The organism is Persicimonas caeni (assembly GCF_006517175.1).
GTDB classification, from domain to species: domain Bacteria; phylum Myxococcota_A; class Bradymonadia; order Bradymonadales; family Bradymonadaceae; genus Persicimonas; species Persicimonas caeni.
The window spans coordinates 4,931,053-4,951,517 of record NZ_CP041186.1 but is presented as its reverse complement, the minus strand read 5'-3'; the positions used below and the strand labels follow the sequence as shown (position 1 = coordinate 4,951,517).

General features: G+C 64.6%; 10 protein-coding genes. 1 reads left to right on the top strand and 9 read right to left on the bottom strand.

Annotated features, from left to right (window positions below; translation table 11 throughout):
- Positions 1–125 precede the first annotated feature (125 nt).
- Both FIV42_RS18250 and FIV42_RS18245 read right to left on the bottom strand, forming a co-directional pair.
- Positions 126–3,878 carry a tubulin-like doman-containing protein gene (locus tag FIV42_RS18250; protein WP_141199072.1) on the bottom strand — a complete coding sequence of 1,251 codons (3,753 nt, stop codon included), beginning with the start codon at positions 3,876–3,878 and terminating at the stop codon, positions 126–128.
- Positions 3,879–3,901: 23 nt separating this feature from the next.
- Complete coding sequence (locus tag FIV42_RS18245; RefSeq protein WP_168210743.1) at positions 3,902–6,700, bottom strand: VWA domain-containing protein; 2,799 nt, start codon at positions 6,698–6,700, stop codon at positions 3,902–3,904.
- A 200-nt stretch (positions 6,701–6,900) separates the two neighbouring features.
- On the opposite strand from FIV42_RS18245, the gene FIV42_RS18240 reads away from it, so the two are divergent.
- Entirely contained in the window at positions 6,901–8,592 is a 1,692-nt protein-coding gene (locus FIV42_RS18240; RefSeq protein ID WP_141199070.1) for a DUF7151 family protein, read from the top strand.
- 138 nt (positions 8,593–8,730) lie between these two features.
- Here the strand turns inward: FIV42_RS18240 and FIV42_RS18235 are convergent, their stop codons facing one another.
- From FIV42_RS18235 to FIV42_RS18205, 7 genes are all read right to left on the bottom strand, one after another.
- Positions 8,731–9,327: a DNA integrity scanning protein DisA nucleotide-binding domain protein gene (locus FIV42_RS18235; RefSeq protein ID WP_141199069.1), complete on the bottom strand. Its 597-nt coding sequence runs from the start codon at positions 9,325–9,327 to the stop codon at positions 8,731–8,733.
- Positions 9,328–9,526: 199 nt separating this feature from the next.
- A complete protein-coding gene (locus tag FIV42_RS18230) occupies positions 9,527–10,240 on the bottom strand; it encodes a hypothetical protein (protein WP_141199068.1) in 714 nt (237 codons plus the stop codon).
- Positions 10,241–10,797: 557 nt separating this feature from the next.
- Entirely contained in the window at positions 10,798–11,865 is a 1,068-nt protein-coding gene (locus FIV42_RS18225) for an IS110 family transposase (RefSeq protein WP_141196007.1), read from the bottom strand.
- 484 nt (positions 11,866–12,349) lie between these two features.
- Positions 12,350–13,360, bottom strand: a complete 1,011-nt coding sequence (locus FIV42_RS30540; RefSeq protein ID WP_174769513.1) for a hypothetical protein — start codon at positions 13,358–13,360, stop codon at positions 12,350–12,352.
- Positions 13,361–14,150: 790 nt separating this feature from the next.
- The gene (locus FIV42_RS18215) at positions 14,151–16,337 is read right to left on the bottom strand and encodes a hypothetical protein (RefSeq protein ID WP_141197440.1); all 2,187 of its coding nucleotides are present in this window, start codon (positions 16,335–16,337) and stop codon (positions 14,151–14,153) included.
- A 211-nt stretch (positions 16,338–16,548) separates the two neighbouring features.
- Positions 16,549–18,165: an alpha/beta hydrolase family protein gene (locus FIV42_RS18210; protein ID WP_141199067.1), complete on the bottom strand. Its 1,617-nt coding sequence runs from the start codon at positions 18,163–18,165 to the stop codon at positions 16,549–16,551.
- A gap of 126 nt (positions 18,166–18,291) precedes the next feature.
- Positions 18,292–20,430 carry an amidase family protein gene (locus FIV42_RS18205; protein WP_141199066.1) on the bottom strand — a complete coding sequence of 713 codons (2,139 nt, stop codon included), beginning with the start codon at positions 20,428–20,430 and terminating at the stop codon, positions 18,292–18,294.
- Positions 20,431–20,465: the final 35 nt, after the last annotated feature.

The following is a 20,465-nucleotide window of genomic DNA, read 5'->3' as shown; positions in this document are numbered from 1 at the left end:
AGGAGAGGACCGAGGAGAGGCGTCCTCTTCCATGTAGCGAAGCGAAATGGAGGAGGATTCAGGAGGAGGCCTCTCCCTCGGTCCCTCTCCACTCGACTACGTCTCGCGGAAAGGGAGTCCCCTCCTTAGTCCTCCCCTCGCTTCGCAGGGGAGGAGAATGTAGGCGATTGCGCGCCTTGCTTCTTCGTCGCCTTCTCGAAGCTCGCCCGATCGATCTCACCGGAGCGCAAGATCTCGAGGGTGTCTTTGAGCTTCTCCTCCTGCATCGGCTGGAAGAGGCTCTGGAAGTCACGGGGCACCGTCTTCGACTCCTCGGGGTTCTCCATGCCGCGCCAGCCCTCGACGAAGCCGCGCAAGAGCTCGATCGACTGGCGCAGGTTCGACTTGGCTTGATGGTCGTTCAGGCCTGCGGCATTGCCGTCCAAGCCCCCGCCGATGGTCATCTGCTCGGCCTCGATGTTGCGAAGCCGCTCGAGCAGCGACTCGAGCGCCTCTTTCATGCGCTCGTACGAGTCGGTGTAGTCTTGGAGCTTGAGCTTCTGCTCGGCCGACGGTTCGGTGCCGTACTGGGTGCGAAGCTGGTCGCGGTTTCGACGCCACTTGAACGGCAGGCGCACCACCCGCTCGAGCACCAGCGGGGCCAGCCCGTCGTGGACCGCCTGGAGCATCTGCTGGAAGGCGAGGTACTTGACCTTCTCGCCCTGGAGTACCGTGGGCAGCGCTTCGATCGCCTCGGTGAGGCTGCGGCCCAGCAAGGCCAACTGATCGTCGCCGTCGGTGGGCACGCTGTTGGGCGGGCGCAGGTAGTAGTTGCCGTTTCGGTGGACCACAAAGCCCTTGTTGTTGCCGAACGGGTCGTTGACCGTCAGCAGCACGCCGAAGTTGATGATATGCTCGCGCACCATCTCCTGGCGGTGCTTCTCCTGGGCGCCGTCCGGGTCGAGGTCGGGCAGCGAGTTCTCCCAGTTCTTGTCGATGTGGAGCACCTTCGAGCGCTTCGCCAGGTTCTTGAAGCGGTAGTAGTACTCCTTCATCTCGTTCATGCGCCCGAACACGTACAGGGGCACGTTCAAGACCGCGCGGTAGAAGACGATCTTGTGCGGGTCGTGCCATCCCTCGGTGACCCACTTGATGCCGGCGGTCTCGACGCTCTTGATGGCGCCCTCGATGTCGGCGTCGCCAAAGTCCTCGCCCATCACGCCCAAGAAGACGCGGTTGGGGCGCACGCCGCCGTGCTGGTCGCGCGACTCGTCGTAGCTGCACAGAAGCGAGGCTTTCTCGGTCTCGATGCGCTTGATCTTGTCGCGGAAATACTCCTGGTAGACGTCTTGGCCCAGGTCGATCTGCTCTTCGTCGGGCTTGGCGCGGTATTCGGCCACGGCGTTGCGGATCGCCTTGCGGCCCTCTTTGTCGATCTCTTCCTGGTTGGTGCGGAAGAGCGCGCGGTACTCGGCTTCGAGCTTGAGCGCGTCGGCCAGGCGCAGCCCGTCACGGCGAGTGGGATCCTGCGCCTTGGGGTCGCCGCCGATATGTGTGTCCAAGAAGCCCTGGGCGTACTCGAGGAGCGACTCGAAGATCTTCTGGAGCTTGGCGGTGTTGCCCATGCTCTTCTGCAGGCTCATCGTTCGGATGACCCCGCTCAGGCGCTTCTGGACTTCCTTGCTCTGCAGACTCAACTCGCCCAGCGGGGCGATCTTGTCCTCGAAATAGAAGTCCCACATGCGCCGGCCGTTCTCGATCTGCAGCGCCTCGGAGTCGATGACGTACTGATTGGCCGACTCGTCGCCGTCGACGCGCTTGCGGCTGATCTTCTTCTCCTGCTTGCGGGCGAACTCCTCGAAGCCCTGCTCGAGGCCGCGAAGCTGGTCGGCCATGCGGGCGAGCTTGCCGCGGAAGACCGCGCGCTTGTCGAAGAAGGCCTTTTGGACCTCGTAGAACGCCTTTTTGGCCTCGTACTCGTACAACTGCGAGATGACGCGCTTGAAGTCGTCGTCTTTGACGCGGTCGTCATCGGCGTAGTCGAACTGCGGGGGCTTGGGCTCGTGCAGCCGCGTGTCGTCCTCTTTGAGGGCGTCGAGCACGCTCAGCGCCGCGTAGCGCTGGGCGGCCAGGTTCACCTCGCCGGCGTCGTCCTTCATGAAGTCGAGGTCGACGAGCGCGTCCATGCCCGGGATCAGCGCGTCGGTGCGGTGGTCGCGGTAGCCGTTTTCGAGCACCGACATGCCCACCTGCTTGAGCTTGCGCGTCTGGCTGCTCACGATCGACTTCCAGTAGGCGAAGTCCTCCTTCTGGTAGGTCTCCTTCTGGATGAGCTTGTTCTTCTGGTCGTCGATCGACGCGTAGGCGCGCTGGGTCAGCCCCGCGGAGCGCTCCCCGGAGACGGCCTCGAGCAGGATCGCGCCGATGGAGTACTTCATGCCGCCCTGGCCCAGGTTCTGGCGGTCGCGGTCGAGACGATCGTCGTCGGTGTCGATCGCCCCCTCGGTCGTGGGCACCGCGCCCGGGCCGTGGCCGTGGCGGAAGATCTCCATGAACTGGCCCGACTCGCCGGTGTCGTTCTCGCAGGCGGCGAGCAGGCGCACGCGCTTCTGGAAGAGGCGGTCGCGCAGGCGTTTTCGGGTCTCGCTGTCCTTCTTTCGGAAGTCGGCCACGTGGATGGGCGCGGTGTCCGCGCCGTCGGTCTCGGTGACCTCATAGAAGGTGCGCGAGTTCTGGCGAAGCGCGTTGTAGGTCGCGTCGCCCGGGATGCTCCCCAAAAAGCTCTGACGCATCAGCCCCAGCGCCGCCGAGCGCGCGCAGTAGTCGACCAGCCCCGGCACCGGCACCAGCAGCACGGCCGAGCCGTACGAGCCGTAATACTGGGTGTAGCCGACGATTCCCTTGGCCTCGAAGTCGTGAGGCACCAGGAAGCGCTGGTGCTGGGTGTAGTTGTCGTAGTCGCCGGCCTGCTCGGCGAAAATCGGCGAGAAGAACTGCAGGTACAGGCCGTCTGCGGCCGCGTCCACCGGGCTTTCGAGGCTGTACGACTCCGGCTTGTCGATCAGGTACATAAAGTTGAACGGCTGCTGGTGGACCCGCCGCTTGGAGGTGTCCGACGGGTCGTAGTGAAACTCGATGCCGTTCTCGGGGTAGAAGCGCGACTCGGGCGAGCCGAGCTTCATGAGGTGCTCGACCTCCTTGAGCGCAGCGTAGCCGTTGGCGAAGGTGCCGTCTTTGTTGGCGCCGGTCTTGTCCTCGAAGACCGCCGGGAGCACGCACACCCCGATCATGGTCGGCTTGCCGAGCTCACGCGCCTGGTCGCGCAGCGTGTAGGCCAGCGGAAGGTGGCTGCCCGAGCCGGTGCCACCGGCGTTCGAGAAACACATCACGATGCGAATCTCGGTGGTATCGAGGCGTCGGTGGCCGTGCTCGTGGGACTTCATCTCCTCGAGCAGGCGCCGAAACCTGGGCACCATATCCTTGTGCTTCTGCTGGTAGTACGAGCCAAGGCGCGACTCGATGCGGATCTGGCCGGCGCCGGCGGTGTCGCCCGCGCGGAACCGGTAGTCCTGCGGCACCCACTGGGTGAAGTAGTCGTCGGCCTCCAAGAAGAGCTTGCCGGCGGCGAGGTTGGCGTACTCTTCCTTCTCGAAGTTGCTGATCAGGAAGCTCTCGTCGGCGTGCTCGCGATACGTCTCCAGGTCGTTGATATTGGTATCGACCAGGGCGACCTTGATGAGATCGCTGTAGCGCTCCTTGTAATCCGGGCGGCGCTTGAGGTGCTCGGCGACGCGCACGGCGATGCGGCAACCACAGCCGCCGATGCCCACAAACAACGTGGGGGCGACCATGCTCGGCTTGGTCAGCATTTCTTCGACAACGGCTCTTTCGTTCGCCATGAGTGATTCCTCAGATGGGGTGATCAGTAGCCGATTTCCCAGCCGGCTACGTTACCTTGCATGCGGTCGCGGTCGTCTTCGAGCACCAGCTTCGCTCCGCTCAGATTGACCACTTCGAGCTCGCCGGTGGGCGGGCTGATGTAGCTCTGGTGGCGGAGCGAGCCGAAGTACCCGTCGAGGTCCGGCACGCCGTAAAATCCTTGATTCTTCGAGATGTACACGTGCCCGTTGACGCGTGGGTCTTCGACGAGCCGGTCGTAGTGGCCCGGCTTGTCGAGGACCTTGAGCGACGACAGCCGCGGCTGGTCGGTGTTGAGCACGAGACGCACAGTCTCGTCGTATTTATAGCCGTTGGGCAACCCGAGCTTGAGCGGGTTGGCGGCAAACCAGGCCTTCGCGCGGTTGGCGAAGGTAAATTTCTTGTTCACGAACTCTTTGATCTGACGCGGCCCGTCGGTGGAGGCCGACGGCATCCCCGTAGGCCCCCATTCGAGCAGCTTGAGCCGGTTGATGAGCTGCTTCTTCTTCAGAAAGCTGCTGTTGTTGAACATGTTGTAGACGTACAGGACCAACAACAGGAGCAGCAACGCCAACAGCGCCCACAGGATCGCCGGGCCCCAACAGCTCCACACGCTCGCTTCGTTGACGGTGATCTCGACCGGCACGCGGATCGGATCTTTGGTGCCCGACGTGGGCACGAGTGCGATCTCGGTGCGGTAGGTCCCGCCGCTGCAGCACGAGTCCGAGGCGACTTCGATACGAAGCGGGTCCTTTTTGGAGCCGGGCGCAAAGCTCACCCCGTGTTTTTGGGCCGGCTCGTCGTCTTCGTTCAGGATCGGCTCGCCGTCGCCGTCGAGGAATCGCAGCTCGAGGTGGTCGGCGTTCGACGGCCAACGCTCGCGCTCGTCGGGCGGGGGCACCAGCGCGTTGAAGGTGGCGTCCTTTTTGAAGTTGCCGTCGAGCTCGAGATCGAGCGTGGCGGAGTCGCCGGCGTCGAGGGTCGTCGACAGCGCCTTGGGCACCGAAATCTCGCTGACCGAGGCGAAGTGGACCGGAATCACCAGCGTTGGCACGCTCAACAGTTGTCCCGACTGGTCGAACTCGATGCGCACCGCCGTCTGGATATCGCGCGTGAACGACGACGCACCGCAATAAGGGTCGACGTCGACGCCGAGCTGGTACGACTGCCCCGGCGTGATCTTCTGTTCTTCGCCCTCCCCTTTGCCCCCGAGCGCGAACTTCACGCAGTCGGGCACGTCCTCGCGGTTCTGGACGACGAGGCGAGCGCGCGCGGCCGGGAAGTTCCCGCCGACCTTTATGTCCTTGAATTTCTCGGCTCCGGGGACGAGCGTGTCGAAGTCGACGCGCGCCGGCGTCGCCTCGATGGTCATCGAGCTGACTTGCAGGGTCTCGGCGGCGCCCTTGATGGTCACGCTCGCGCCCTGCTGGCCGGGCACCGACAGGCGCACCATCGGCCGGAAGATATGGTCGCCCTTCTCGAGATTGGCGCGCTCGATGACGAACCGAGCCTCGTCGCCCTGCCGGTTGGCGGGCAGCTCGCGCGGCTTCCGGTCGCCTTCGCCCTCGCCCTCACCACCTGCGGCCGTGTAGCGCACCAGCGCCTCGGTGCCGCGGCCGGCGACGTCGGCGGTGACGACCTCGCCCTTCTCGTTCACCAGCCGCACCTCTGCACAGATGTTGCTGCCGACCTCGGCGTAGTGGATGGGCTCGCCCTTCTGGGAACAGGCGCCTGCGCGCACGTCCATCTCGACGAAGAGGCGATATTCGGGCACCGCGACGACCTTCCAGTCGCGCCCGGCGCCCTCGACGTTCACGCTCACCGGCACCGTGCCCGGGCGGTAGTCGATCGCCGCGTAGCGGTAGCGCCGGCCGTCTTCGAATTGGTGCAGTCCTTTCTTGGCGTCGCCCAAAACTTGCGGCGTCTCGCCCTTTCGAGCCGGATTGATCTTGAAGTCGAGGTCTTTGCCCTTGTCGGGCGCGACCGCCAGAAGACGCACGCGCCTTGCGCCGCGGTGGGCGTCGAGCATGCGGTCAGACGGGGTGAGCAGGTACGACTCGTAGCCCTGCGAGCGTGACAACGCCCGCGCAAACGGCTTGAGGATAGCGCTCGGGTCGGTCGCCGACGCCTCGATGGCCATGCCGCCGGTGCGGTCGGCGAGCTTCTGCAGCGCGCGGGTATAGTCGCGGCCCTCGAAGCGAAGCAGGTAGAACTTGAAGAGTTCGTCGTCGGCCGACTCGAGCCCGTTCAAAAACCCGCGCACGGTCGGTTGCCCGCCGGTGCATTCGCCGTCGGTCAGGAACATGACCACCTGGGCGACGTTGGGCCGGTAGGCGTCGTTGAGCGCCTTTTTGACCGCGTCGAGCGCGCTCTTGCACGGCGTCTGGTCGCCGGCATACTGCGCGACGCTGCCATCGAGGGCGAGCATCTTTTCGAGTTTGGCGCGATTGTCGGCCAGCGGGGCGACCGGCACGACCGCCTCGCCCTCCAGCGGCCCGTTGAGCCGCACGACGGTCGCCTCGTCGACGTCGTCGAGCATACTCAAGGTCGAGCGCGCCGCGAATACGGCCAGGCGGTCGGGGTCGGCGGGCGCCTTGCCGCGCACGCGCCGGCTCATGCTGCCCGAGTCGTCGATGACGAAGACATATTGCGCGGTGCGCGCCTGCGCCGAGGAGAGTTCGTTCGTCGACTGGGCGCTGGCGACGCCGGGAGCGAGCGCACAGATGACCCATAGCCACAAACAAGCGACCACGCTTCGGATGGCTCCCTTGTTTACTGCTAGACTCTGCGACGATCGGTGCAACACACCCTCCGCGAATTTGTACGTTTCGGCACCCGAAGGGTACGCCCCCATCCCGGAGGGTGTCAAATTTCTCGTGCCGGCCTTCCGTCGCGCACCATGCAACACGCAGCCCCTATGGCAGTTGCCCGTAAAACGGCTGTGTGATATCCGCGTGCCCCCTTTTGTATGTTCCCATTGACACTTTTTAGGGAGGAACACTGATGCTCCAGACGAATCGTTTGAGTGTTTTTTTGATCGCAGCTGCGCTTGCAGTCGGCACTGCAGCGTGCGGCGGAAGCGAAGGCCCGCAGGGCGAGCAGGGTCCTGCAGGTGAACAGGGCCCTGAGGGCCCCGAAGGTCCGGAAGGTCCGGAAGGTCCGGAAGGTCCCGAGGGCCCTGCCGGCCCGGCCAGCTTGGTCGAAACCGAGACCGTCGATCCCGGCGACGAGTGCGAGAACGGCGGCGTGCGCATCAACACCGGCGTAGACACCGACGGCAACGGCGAGCTGTCCCAGTCGGAAATCGATGCCGGCTCGAGCACGCTCGTGTGCAGCCAGAGTGGCGGCGGTGCGTGCACCGATCAAGTCGCCATCAACGATATCACCGGCACCGACCAAGAGTACTTCGAAGGGATCGAAAGTGAGACGATCACGATCGATTACACCTCGACCTCCGCGGTTGAATTCGATTTCTTGGGCGCCGCGTTCGATTACACCATGGGCGCCAATGACGGCGAATTTACCGTGACGCCCCAAGATATCGGCGGGCCCTTCGAGGTCGCGATCATCGCGACCAACGACTGCTCGGTGGACGTGGCGACCTTCGACGTCGACGCGGTCGATCCGGCGGTGGCCGACGTGCAAATCGTCCACCTGTTTCCGCAAGCCGGCCCGGTCGACATCGCCCCGACGGGCACGACCGACGCGGTGACCACGCTTGGCTACGGCTCCGCAAGCGCTGATTTGACCATCGACTCGGGCAGCTACGAATTCGACGTCATCGAAAACGGCACGGTTTTGGCGACCACGCCCTCGCTGACCTTCGATCCCGGCCAAGACTACACGGTCGTGGCCTACGAGGACGCCAGCGGAAACCTCGCGGTGGCCCAGCTGACCGAAGACCTGACTTCGCCCAGCCCCGATGCGCGCCTGAGCGCATTCAACGCCCTTCCGGCCAACGCCACCATCGACGTGCTCCGCGTGGCCGATGACGACTCGACCAGCGCGCTGTTCAGCGGCGTGGCCCTGGGCCAAGCCTCGACGACCGGCACGGTGACGCCGCCGGTGTACGGACTGGCCCTCGACACCGACGCCGACGGCACCGCCGACATCACCTTCGACACCCCGGACGACCTGTTCGAAGACGGTGATATCGCCTATCTGCACTTCGCGCCCGCGGCCGGCGAGACCATCCTGCTCGTGCAGTTCGTCGACGGAGAAACCGAACTCGTTCCCGCCGATGGCGCCTCGCTCTTCCCGCTCATCCCCATCTCGTTCGAGATGGGCAGCATCCCGGCTCTGTTCAGCACCGGTGGCGACGCCGACTGGACGCTCGATTCGACCGTGGCCAGCGATGGGTCGACCTCGTTTGCTAGCGGCGACATCGGTGACAGCTCGCTCACTTGGGCCGAAATCACCTTCGACGCGCCGAGTGACGGCACCGTGTCGTTCGACTGGAAAGTCTCCTCGGAAAGCTGCTGCGACGAGTTGGTCTACTGCCTCGATCCCAGCGGTGTGTGCGAAGACGGCACCGAAGACGACTATATCGAAGGCGAGATCGACTGGACTCAGGTCGACGTGCCTGTCACCGCCGGCAGCCACACCATTCGCTGGGCGTACGACAAGGACGTGAGCACCTCCAGCGGTGACGACAAAGGCTGGATCGACAACATTCGATTCACCCCCGCGCCCTGATCACAGCCCTGAGCTGTAGGACGCAATAAAGGCGGCCCGGTGAATGCCGGGCCGCCTTTTTTGTGCGTGTGTCGGTTGCGCGAATAAGGATATCCGCGCGGTGCGGCCTCAATCGGTGCAGCCTCAATCGGTGCAGCCTCAATCGGTGCGGCGCACCACGGTGAACTCGCCTTCGGAGATCTTCTCGACCGAATCTTCGTGCACGATCATGCCGTGGATCTGGAGCATCCAAAGCTCGGGCAGGATTTCGGTGACTAGGTGGCCGTCGTCGAAGATGCGCACGATCGAGCTCTGCGAGACGACGACGGCGACCGCGCGCGTCTTGCAGGAGACCGACGCCCCGGCGATGTGGCGCGCGCCCAGGCCCAGGGGCACGTCGATGCCCTCGGCGTCGGTGCTGAAGTAGCGCGCCGCCGAGATCACCACCCCGTCATCGGAGACGACGAACGCCCCGTCGAGCTGGGCGAGCTCTTTGATGGTCTCGCGAAGATTGTGGTCGGAGACGTGCCGGACCTCGTCGGAGTGGCCGGCCAAGGGGTCGAGGATGAGGCAGCGCGACGCCTCGAGGACCGCCTCGCTGTCGCCGATCGAAAAGATCGTGCCCACCTTGCGCCCCTCGCGCCCCTCCCGAGCGATCTCGACGGCCAGCTCGAGCACCTGCTCGAACGTCTCCGGGTTGATCTCCCAGTCGGGCACCCACACGCGGTCGAAGATCTGCGAGGGAATCGAGGGCATCGGCGAGCTCCGTCAGTCAGTCGGGTGTGTGGTCATTGGTAGGTGAAGCGGCCCCTTTATAAAAATTAACTGCGCGTTCGTCGAGTCAATGTGTGTTGCGGTGGGTGACGAGCGGCGTCGGTGCGCTCAAATACCGACCCCCGCTACGAATGATGTCCGTAGCGGGGGTCGATGTGGTCGGGGTCGATGGGGCGACGACTTACTGAGCGACGGCCTCGGTGGCCAAGCTCAGCGAGTAGTCGTTGATGCACCAGGTCTCGCCGTCCTGGACCTTCGTCGAGGCGAAGGTCTCGGGGTCGATGGTGACCTCTTCGAAGACCAAGTCGGTCATGGTCGCCGACAGGGTCTCGCCGGCGCTGGCCGGGTAGTCGGTGATGTCGACGGTTCCGCTGGTGGCCATGAAGGTCTTGGCGCACTCGCCGGTATCGTCGCAGCCCTGGTAGATCATGAAGCAGTTGCCGCAGTCGGCGTAGCTCTCGTCGACGACGGTGATGGTGCCCGCGCTCGTCGCGCCGCCGAAGCTCGTGCCGTAGATCTCGGCCGACAGGTAGTCGACGGGCGTTCCTTCGCTCGAATCAGCCGAGTAGACGATGTCCTGCTGGTCTTGGCTGGCGACCTCGAAGACGGCCGTGAACCCGGTGTAGTCGCACGCCGACGAGGACGCGTCGTCGTCCGAGCCGGTATCCTCGGTCGAACCGGCGTCGTCATCCGAGCCCGCGTCGTCATCCGAGCCCGCGTCGTCGTCCGAGCCGGAGTCCTCGGTGCCGCCGGCATCAGCCGAGGTGTCGACGCCGGTGTCGGCCGCGTTATTATCGCCGCCTCCTCCGCCGTTGTCGTCGTCCGAGCAGCCCGTCGCGGCCAAGCTCACGGCGCACAACGTTGCGATAAGAATCTTGATCGTGTTTCGGTACATCCTAACCATCCTCGTTTCACATTAAATCGTTACGGATTTCAGTAGCCGCGGATGGTTATAGGAGTTTGGCGAAAGTATCAAGGCGGGTTCGGTTGATCTCGTTGTGTTCATCGACCCCCGCGACGGGCAACATGCGTCGACGATCGACCCCCACTACGGGCAATACCCCAAGGGTACTCGGTCGCTTCGCTCCTATGAAGAAGAAGGTCAAGAGCAGAGTGGTTCGTTCCAAGGGGCCCTCGTCTTTTGAGCTTCTAGCCCCCGGCAACACCGGTTGTGTCGTCCGGAACCCCCGTATGTTCGGAGATCTCCTGCGACAAGTCTGGGTGAATGCTCATGGGGGGCATTTATCTAAATCGGGTCGTAGCAAAAGTGCCGACCACGCTCCTATTTGGACCTCGAGGGCCAAGATAAGTTCTGGTCATGCGGGTGGACTAATCTCCCAGTGGAACTCGGCTGGCTTGAGCCGGCTCACGAAGCGACGAGAGTCTCTTCCCGACCAGGTCGTCCCACGCTGTTCACGGACTCGCCAGCTGGCGCTCCGAGTCAGGTGGACGTCACGACCCTCTTAGCACTGTCTTTTCTGCGTTGTAGTGTTCTCCTCGTTTCCAGATGGACAATAAGATCGACGCGAGCTTCCGGGCGATGGTCAGCCGGGCGATCTCCCGGTCCATCCCGTCATCGATCAGTGCAGCCTCATGTGCGCCCCATGCCGGGTCCGTCGTTGCGGCCGTCACTGCGGCGCCTTTGATGATATCTTTGAGCGGCCGGCTGTACTTGTTGTTGAGCCCCATCGTCTGGCCATTGTTCTTTCGCTCGAGGCCTTTTGCTCCTTGCCTCCAATCTGACGTGCTTCGATGCACGACAGCCAATCCGACATACTTGAAGAACTGGCGCTTGCCTCGAAACCGATGGGGGGTGCGCACCCAGCCGATGGTCGCGGCAGCTCGCTTATCACCGAATCCCGGGATGCTCTTGATCCATTCGAAGGCATCGAAGCGCCGAGCCTCAGCGATCATGTCTCGAAGGGCCTCGTCGACCAGTTCATCGAGCAGATCAAGCTGGACATAGAGTCGACGCCCTCGCTGTTGGATGCCGCGCCCTGGAAGCTTCTTGAGCAGTGTCTCGCGAGCCTTTTGATCACATGTGTAGCGCTCTTTGGCGTTTGTCCGAACACCGTAGCCGTCGAAGAGCCCGCATAAACGGTTTTTAATGCGCACTCGATCCGAGATGACCTGCTGATAACTCTTGACCAGATGGCGAATATCACGGCTGCTATGGGAGCCATGGTACACTGGCTTGAGGAATCCACCGCGGAGCAGATCAGCCAGGGTCTCCGCATCGATTTCGTCACTCTTGTCATCTTCGGCAATGAGCTTGTTTCGTCTCGGGTCACACACCACCAGCTTGTCGACAAGCGGATGCAGCGTATCCCACATCCAAGCAGCGTACGGAGACTCTTCAAAGGTCATGTGCACTGTACCGGGGATGGCCATGACCTGCGTCGACAGATTCTCTGCGCTGGTGTGGCCGACCCACTTGCTTACCGTCCTCCCTTGCTCGTCTTTGACCACAACGGTTGAGGTCGACTTGTGAATGTCTGCGCCAACGTACATAGTACTCATCACGCCTCCTTTTGGGTGAATGGTGGATTGGAATCGCAACCACACCGTACACCCTTCAGGGGGCGTTCTTCGATCCTATCTCCCAGCGCGCGCGTCGACGATCGACCCCCACTACGGGCAACACCCCAAGGGTACTCGGTCGCTTCGCTCCCAGCGCGCACGTCGCCTATCGGCTCCGCGCTCGCCCGCAGCTAAAAGTTCTGTTTCACCCACAAGGGGCTCCAAGGCTGTGGGCCTTGCTTGGACGACGTCTCGAGCCAGATGAGCGTCTGCCTTCGAACGGCACGAGACGTGATTTATGGCTTTGCGCTCAACCCCGAACCCCCTGTGGGTGATACGGAGTTTATAGCTGCGGGCGAGGGAGGCGACCGTAGGCCGCCGACCGTTGCCCGTAGCGGGGGTCGATCGGCCGCCGACCGTTGCCCGTAGCGGGGGTCGATCGGCCGCCGACCGTTGCCCGTAGCGGGGATCGATAGGCGCCTAGTTACGGCGCATTCGACGTCGTCGCCACGCTATACGTGTAGTTGTTGACGCACCAGGTCTCGCCGCCCTGCACCTTGGTCGACTCGTAGGTGGTGCCGTCGATGGTGACCTCTTCGAAGACCACGTTGGTCAACGTGGCCGTGAAGTTGTCGCCGACGTTGGCGGGGTAGTCGGTGATCTCGAAGGTGCCGCTGGTGGCCTGGAAGTACTTGGCGCAGCTCGTCGAGGTGCACTGCTGGTAGATCAGGATGCAGTTGCCGCAGTCGGCGTAGCTCTCGTCGATGATGGTGTAGGTGCCTGCGCTCGTCGCGCCGCCGTAGGTCGTGCCGTACATCTCCACCGAGAGGAAATCGTAGGGCTCGGTGGTCGCCGAGCTGCCCGAGTAGAAGAAGATCTCGGGATCGTTGGCGTAGTCGGCAAAGACGGAGGACTCGTCGACCGCGGTGAATCCGTTGTAGTCGCACGCGGTGCCCGTCGCATCGCCGGCGTCGCCCGTGTCAGCGGCGTCGGCGCCGGTGTCTCCCGAGTCGGCTACGTCGCCTGTGTCGGCGGCGTCGGCGCCGGTGTCTCCTGCATCGGCCGTGTCGCCCGTGTCGGTCGCATCCGTGGCGTCCGACGCGTCGCCTGCGTCTTCGGTGCCGGTATCCGCGGTGCCGGTGTCTTCGGTGCCGGTGTCTTCGGTGCCGGTGTCTTCGGTGCCCGTGTCCTCGGTCCCACCGGTGTCCTCGGTGCCGGTATCTTCGGTTCCACCGGTGTCCTCGGTGCCGGTATCTTCGGTTCCACCGGTGTCCTCGGTGCCACCGGTGTCCTCAGTTCCACCGGTGTCTTCCGTTCCTCCGGTGTCCCCAGTCCCTCCGGTGTCCTCGTTTCCACCCGTGTCCGCCGACGCGTCGACGCCGGTGTCAGCCGCGTTATTACCGCCACCGCCGCCGTTGTCATCCGAGCAACCCGATGCGGCCAAGCTCACGGCGCACAGGGCCGCGACAAGAATTTTGATCGATGTTCGATACATTGCAGATATCCCGTTCCAGATTAATCATTTACAAGTCAGATAACGGCGCAGTGTTATAAGACTTTTTGAAAACTATCAAGGGCGCCGGGCGCGGCTCGTCGGTGCGCCCGAACGCCCTATTCTCGCCGCGACGGCCTTTCGATCGGTCCTCGACGCCCAATTCTCGCCGCGACGGGCTTTCGATCGGTCCTCGACGCCTTATTCTCGCCGCGACCGTCTTCGTGACGCTCACAGACGCCGAATTTTCGCCGCGACGGGCTTCGTGACGCCCACAGACGCCGAATTTTCGCCTCCACCGTCTTTCGTTCACTCACGGACGCGCTATTCTCGCCTCGGCGGCCTTTCATTCGCTTGCGGACGCCCTATTCTCGCCTCCATGGCCCTTCGATCGCTTGCGGACGTCTTATTCTCGCCGCGACGGCCTTCGTGAATCTCACAGAGCCCTCCCGCGCGAGTTTCGAGGCTTCGTGAAATTCACAAGGCCCTCCGCGGCGAGTTTCGAGGCTTCGTGAAACTCACAAAGCCCTCCCGCGCGAGAATAAGGCGTTCGTGAAATTCACAAAGCCCTCCCGCGCGTCGTTTAGGGCTTTGTGTGCTCGGGCGAGGCTGTCTGCGCGAGTTGACGGCCTTTGTGAAATTCACAAGGCCCTCCGCGGCGAGTTGACGGCCTTTGTGAAACTCACGGACGGCTTGCGGCTACGAATCGCAGGTCGCAGGCATGGCAGATTCGCGACGATGCCCCCCGGCGCCTCCGCGCCGCCACCCCCACGCGGAGCCCACTCGATTCGGATCACCTATTCGCCTTGTTTTGAAAGGGGGGATCCGATGCGGGGGTATTTGCCTCCGGTAAAAGACGTGCGGCAGTTAAGGGGGCTCTGATGGCGATTGTTATGTTGGCCTGCTGGGGCAGGCTGTTCCACTGTAGCCGCTCGTCCCAGGTTTTCCGGCGTCGCTGGCGACGTGCGGCGGTCATCGCCAGATAGTCTACGTGGCGAGTTGAGGAATCCGGTGGAGATTTTGTCACCTCGACCTTGAGGCTTCGAGCAGCTTTTCGAAAGGCGTTGCGAAAGGTGCTTGCGACCAGTACCGGCTGACGCATGTGGAGGTCGCCGGGTTCGGGCAAGTCGTCAGGAATCGACAGTCTAAGCCCTAGCAGGGCCGTTGAGGGCGACGCCTTATCAGCGGGATCACTGCCATGCGTCGGCGCGTCAGCGGCCTTATCTTGGCCTTGGATCGCAGCTGGCTCGTCGTGCGCACCCAGCGTGGCTGGCGGCGGCATGTGAATCTCGATCTCTTTTCTGTAGGTCGGCGACGTCGACGAGGTGCATTCGCGGCGGAAGGGGCAGCCCTGGCAGGCTTGTGGGGAGCCGATGCGGAATCTGACGATCACACGGCCGCCGCGCTGGCGCATTCCGGACAGGCCCAGATAGGCGCCTTTCGCACAGCCGATCTGGCGGGTTTGAGCGTCATAGCTGAATCCATCGAGCCCACCGATGCGCTGCTCGACCTTTCGGGTGACACCCTGCCACCAGGCGTGCGATGCCTCGAAGCCGACGGCGAGCGAGGCCGGCTCCGGACGGCCTGCCGCTGGGGCTGCGTGGGGTGCGGGGGCACCGGTCGGCGCGAGCGGCAGCGTGTCGGCCGATTCGAGCTTGCGCGGCGCAGCCTCGACGTCGATAGGCTCGAGCTCGCCGAAGAGCTCGGCGCCCCTAATGGCCCTGAAATTGTGTAGCCAAACCCCCAGCGCCATCATGACCTGCTGGCCGGGCGCGCAATCCGAGTACATCTTCTCCAGATCCATGTGCCGATCGAGTCGGGCAAAGCCGTTTTCCTGGCGGCCGGCCCGGGCGTAGTAGGTGGTGACGACTTCTGCGGCCGGATAGGCCGTCGGGTCGAGATCGCAGGCGTAGACCTCGTACTGAAGCCCGTCGACAAAGCATCCGGCGCCGCGCTTCTTGCCGTCGGTCGGCTCAAAGCAGCTGACCACCAGCCTGGCCCGAGCGTCACCAAGCCAGTAGTCGCCCATTTCGGTCGCCCAGCGCTGGGGGCCGCTTCGGGAATCGTCGACCTTCTGCCATGTCTGCTGGGCCAGCTGAGCGCGCACCGCAGGATCTTTGAGCGGCTCGTAGTAACGAAGCCGGGTCAAAAAGTGCACCGGCGAGCGAAGCGCCGCGCGCAGCTGGGCAAACCCTCCCTGGTGGCCGTCGATGGCCAGAAAACACCGGCCGGGCTCGAGCCCGCGGGCGTTGGCCCATCGCTCTATCAGTGCCAGGCCCTGCGCAAAGTCATCGCTGAGCTGGCCGTTTCCGGCCGCATAATTCATCGCCAGATAAAGCCCGCTTCCCAGATGCTCCAAGATCGACGTCTCCATCTGGACGTCGGCGCGCTTTCGGCCCGAATAGCCCGGTTTGGCGCCCAAGCTGTCGACCCGACGGCGGGCGGGCGGGTACTCCTCGCCCTCGCACAGCGCCCGGCGTCGAAAAGGCTGCACGCGCCCATCGATGGCGAAGCCGTGCCAGGACTGCCCGGTGCAATCGCGCCACAGCACAGCCTCGTAGGCCGAAAAAGGCGCCGCCGGGGTCCATGCTCCGAGCAACTGCTCTTTGAATCGACACGCCATCTCCTCGGGAATGTCGCCCAAAACGCGCGACATCGATGCCTGGCTGCAAAGCCTGTCTCGCCCCCCTGCCGCTGCCAGGGCCTGCGACCACCCTCGGCCATTGACTTCGTCGAGCATCCCACGAAGCCCCGAGTACGTGGGCTGGGCGCTAAAAAAGGCCAGCCCCGCCAGCACCGCGTCGATAAACTGGTAGCCGCTTCGGTCGAGCCGAAACTGCTGCTCGATCTCGTCGAAAATGCCCTCACCGCGCAGATGCTCGCAGGCTACGATATACTCGTTGAAGTGAGCGGGCACTGCTCGCTGCGGCTCGGAACGCTCGTGATTTTGGAGGCTGACATTGAGGCGAGTGTCTGGCATGATCGTCTCCGGATGTAATGATTTCCAGGCTTTGTGCCCGGTTTGTTTTTGGTCGAACAAAATCATTACATCCTTTTTGTTTTCTTGACGATCCTCCCGATCGGTCGCCCCCCACGCCTCCTCGCTGATTCGGATCGAGTGGGCGGAGCTACGGGGGTGGATATGGTCGGCTTATTAGAAGTGGTCGGTTTCTGCATTTTCGCTGCTTCTCCTACTCAGACAAAGCCACCAATCGCAGATCGTCGACGAAGAGCGCGCCGTCGCGCACCTCGAACTCGACGGCGGCGATGCTCGCGCCCGCGAAAGCTTCCCCCGGAACGACGAGCTGGGTGAAGCGTTCGGCGAGCGGCTCCGGCCCGACGTGCTCGGTCCCCTCGAAGCGCTGCCGCGTACCGTCGGCGAGCTCGACGATCACCGCGAATTCGGCCACGGGGCCCGCGTCGGGGCCTTTGACCCGCGCCTGCAGGCTCGCCTCGGCCGGGGCGACCACCTCGTCGAGCTCGAGGCGGTAGGTGGCGGTGCCGTCGGCCTCGAGCAGAAGCGAGCGCGCCTTGGCGTACATGCCGCCGGGGCTGCTGTTCGGCCGGTAGGTCGCCACCTCCTGGGAGCGCGCGAAGCCCTGGGCGATATTCTGGCCGCCGGTCAGGTTCGACCCCGGCGAGGCGCCGTCGAAGTGGTCGAGCCAAATGGCGGTATCGTCGGTGCGCCAGCGGGTGTAGACGCCGAGTTCGGAGATGTCGCGGTCGACCGTGCGCGCGCCCTCGTGGCTGGCGAGGACCGCGTCGGCGGATTCGTCGGGCACGAAGGCCGTCGGCGCGCGGCCGTCGCCCACGCCGACCCGGCGCGCCAGGAAGGCCGTCGAGTAGTACTCGGTGATGTCGTGCTGCTGCGCCCGCTCGATGAGCGGCTCGTCGTCGGGCTCGATGGGCACCGTGTCGGCGGTGTAGGCGTGGATGCCGCCGTTGATATTGAGCCAGGTGTAGGGGCCGCCGAGTTGGTCTTCGGTGGGCTCGGCGTACGGATAGTTCAGGTCGACGTCCTCGCCGGCGGTCACGCCCAGGACCGGAAAGTCGGGCAGCGTCTGCGCGCCGAAGCCAAAGGAGGTCAGGTCGATGCCCTGCAGGTCGATGACGCCGGCCGACCGGCCGTAGCGCTCGGCGGCAACCAGGCTCGCCCCGCCGCCGCGGCTGTGGCCGGCGAAGACGATCCGGTCGAGGTCGACGCGCCCGAAGAACCGGCTGCTCGGGTCGACGTGCAGCGCGCGCAGCTTGGCGACCGCGGCGAGTTGGCCGTCGACGCGCCGCTCGATGTTTTCGGTGGTGCCGATGCGGCAGTTGGTGTGCGTGCCGTCGACCGAGACGACGATGAATCCCCAGCTCGCCCAGTGGTCGTGCAGCGAGTAGTAGCGCCGGTAGATATTGCACTCGCGGTCGTTGTTGGCGTGGGCGAACACGATCACCGGCCACTCGCCGGGCGCGACCTCCCCGCGTCCCGAGACCGTGGGCACGCCCACCGCCGGGTAGGTGATGTAGAGCGCGATATCGCGCTCGTCGCCGCCCATGCGAATCACCGGATCTTGCCCGCACGGCTCGGCCGGGCTCGTGTTCCAGACACCGTACGGGCCCTTCTTCCAGTACTCGGGCGCAGCCGACGCGCGCGCCGGCTCGAAGCTCGGCGCGCTCGCGCCCGTGCGGACTTCGACCTCACAGGCGGGGATGGGGCCCTCGTAGCGCTGGAAAGGCTGGTCGTCGTCGCTGCACGCGGTCGTGATGACGGCCGCGAGCAGCGCGACGGTCAGTGAGCGATGTATGGGTTGGCGTGGGTTCATGGTGGCTGTGTTGATGGCCTTGCAGAGTTGCGGCGCCTGCTACTTGGGGCGCACTGAACTGCGGGCGTTAAGGACATAAGGGTTGCCTTTTCGGAGCGTTCGGGTTGTCGGGGCTCGCGGTCACACTCACTCCGTCCCCCCCAACAAATAATCCGCCCCGGCATCCTCGAGCACCCGACGAGCGATGGTGCGGAAGCGACTGGCGCTCAGGTCGAATTTGCCGCCGTCGGCCAGGACTTCGTCGAAGGCGGCGCGGGCGATGCGGCGGCGCAGCGCGTTGGCCTGGGCCAAATCGAGGCGAGGGACGTCGTCGGGCGAGGTGTTCGACGCGAGCGTCGGAGGCCGGCGCCAGCCGGTGCCCTGCTCGTAGGCGTACCCAATCTCGATGAGCGTCGGCTCGTCGAAGGCGCGGCCGATGAACATCAGCCCGACGGGGAGCCGGGGCGTGTCGCTCGACAACCCTGCGGGCACGACCATCGCGGGCAGCCCGGAGGTCGCCGGCAAGATGCAGTTGCTCTTGGTCGCGAGCCGATTGGCCGCACCGTAGGCGTCGGCCGGAAGCACCAGCGCGTCGAGCTCGAGGTCGTCCATCGCCCGCTCGACGCGGCTTCGGTTTCGCTCGTAGGCCTCGGCGCCGTCGTGCAGCCCGCCCCACGGGTTGTCCGAACGGCATTCGGCATCTTCCAAACACTCTCCGATGCTGTCGTACACGAACCTCGAGAGTGCACGCGTGCGGCACAGTTGCTCGAAGTTATCGACCGGTGAATCGACCGTCTTCAGGTAGGCGTTCACGTCGACGACAAGCCCGCCACCGTAGCGGCGGCTCGAAAATGAAGGGATATGGACGTTCTCGACAATCTCGGCGCCCAGGCGCTCGAGATCCCCGAGCGCGCGGGTCCAGGCTTTGTGGGTGCTGGCGTCACCTCCCTCGAACGGTTCACGGTACCGTTTGCTCGCACGACCCGACAACTGGCGAAGCACGCCGATGCGCCGCCCCTGTAGCCCGTCGGGGTCGAGGTGCTCGGTAAATGAGGCGGGACGCCGCCACAAGCTACTCGTATGGAGAGGGTCATCAGAATTGCGCATGGCCATGGCGTCCAAAAAGAGCGCCATGTCACGCACCGAGCGCGCCAGGGGCCCGGCGACCGTATCGAGCCGTCCGCTCGGAAAGACGCCGTCGAGGCTGACCAACCCGAACGTCGAGCGCATGGTCACCAGCCCCCCGTAGGCCGCCGCGATCGACAACGATCCGCAATTGTCCGTGCCGGTGCCGCCCACCGCGAAGCTCGCCGCGACCGCCGCGCCGCTGCCGGCGCTCGAGCCTCCCGAATTGAGGTCGGTGTCGTAGGCGTTGCCGGTCTTGCCGTGGCGCCCGCCGATGCCGTGGATGCCGCGGGCGAACTCGTCCATCCCGGTCGAGCCGACCAGCAGCGCTCCCCGCTCGCGCATCTGGGCGACCGCGAAGCCGTCGTCGGGGGCCCACGTGTCTGCGAGCGCGAATGATCCGTTGGTGGTGGTCGTGTCGGTCGAATCGAAGTTCGTCTTGATGACAAACGGCACGCAGTGGAGCGGCCCGGTGAGCTCGCCGCTGGCCTCGAACGCCTCGTCGAGCGCGCTGGCCTGCTCGCGCAGGCTCTCATTGAGCATGACGAAGGCGTTGATGGGCGCCCCTTCGCTCACGTCGAGGTCGAAGCGCGCGATGCGCTGCAGGTAGGCGTCGGTGATTTGTGAGCAGGTCGCCTCGCCTGTGCGAATCGCGCGGTGGATATCGGCGACCGTCGCCTCCTCGACACGGAAGTTGTCCGGCTCGCCGGGCTCGGCACATACGTCGGCTTGGCCGGCGTTGGGCGTGTTCGGGCAGTTGTCGCACGCATCGCCCACGCCGTCGGCGTCGGCGTCGGCCTGGTCTGTGTTGGCGGTCGCAGGGCAGTTGTCGAGACACCTGGCGACCGTGTCGCCGTCACCGTCGTCTCCGCTCCCCTCGAAAAGCGGGCACGCGTCGCAGACGTCGCCCAGCCCGTCCGAATCGGAGTCTTGCTGGCTCGGGTCGAACACGCCCCGGCAGGTGTCCTCGTCGTTGGCGATGCCGTCGCCGTCGATATCTCCGTCGCACAGGTCGCCCCGGCCGTCGTGGTCCGAGTCGGCTTGGTCGGGGTTGGCCAGATCGGGGCAGTTGTCGCAGTCGTCGTGGGCGCCGTCCGAATCACCGTCGGGATCGCCCATCTGCGCAGAGTCGACGCATGCCCGGCCGCTCTGGAGCGGCACGTAGGGCGGCTCGTCGTTGCAGGCGGTTGCGAGAA

Excerpts from the sequence above, each read along its gene's own strand:
- FIV42_RS18210 (WP_141199067.1), bottom strand. The coding sequence starts at position 18,165 with ATGAACCCACGCCAACCCATACATCGCTCACTGACCGTCGCGCTGCTC.
- FIV42_RS18240 (WP_141199070.1), top strand. The coding sequence starts at position 6,901 with ATGCTCCAGACGAATCGTTTGAGTGTTTTTTTGATCGCAGCTGCGCTT.
- FIV42_RS18230 (WP_141199068.1), bottom strand. The coding sequence starts at position 10,240 with ATGTACCGAAACACGATCAAGATTCTTATCGCAACGTTGTGCGCCGTG.
- FIV42_RS18250 (WP_141199072.1), bottom strand. The coding sequence starts at position 3,878 with ATGGCGAACGAAAGAGCCGTTGTCGAAGAAATGCTGACCAAGCCGAGC.
- FIV42_RS18235 (WP_141199069.1), bottom strand. The coding sequence starts at position 9,327 with ATGCCCTCGATTCCCTCGCAGATCTTCGACCGCGTGTGGGTGCCCGAC.
- FIV42_RS18225 (WP_141196007.1), bottom strand. The coding sequence starts at position 11,865 with ATGAGTACTATGTACGTTGGCGCAGACATTCACAAGTCGACCTCAACC.
- FIV42_RS30540 (WP_174769513.1), bottom strand. The coding sequence starts at position 13,360 with ATGTATCGAACATCGATCAAAATTCTTGTCGCGGCCCTGTGCGCCGTG.
- FIV42_RS18215 (WP_141197440.1), bottom strand. The coding sequence starts at position 16,337 with ATGCCAGACACTCGCCTCAATGTCAGCCTCCAAAATCACGAGCGTTCC.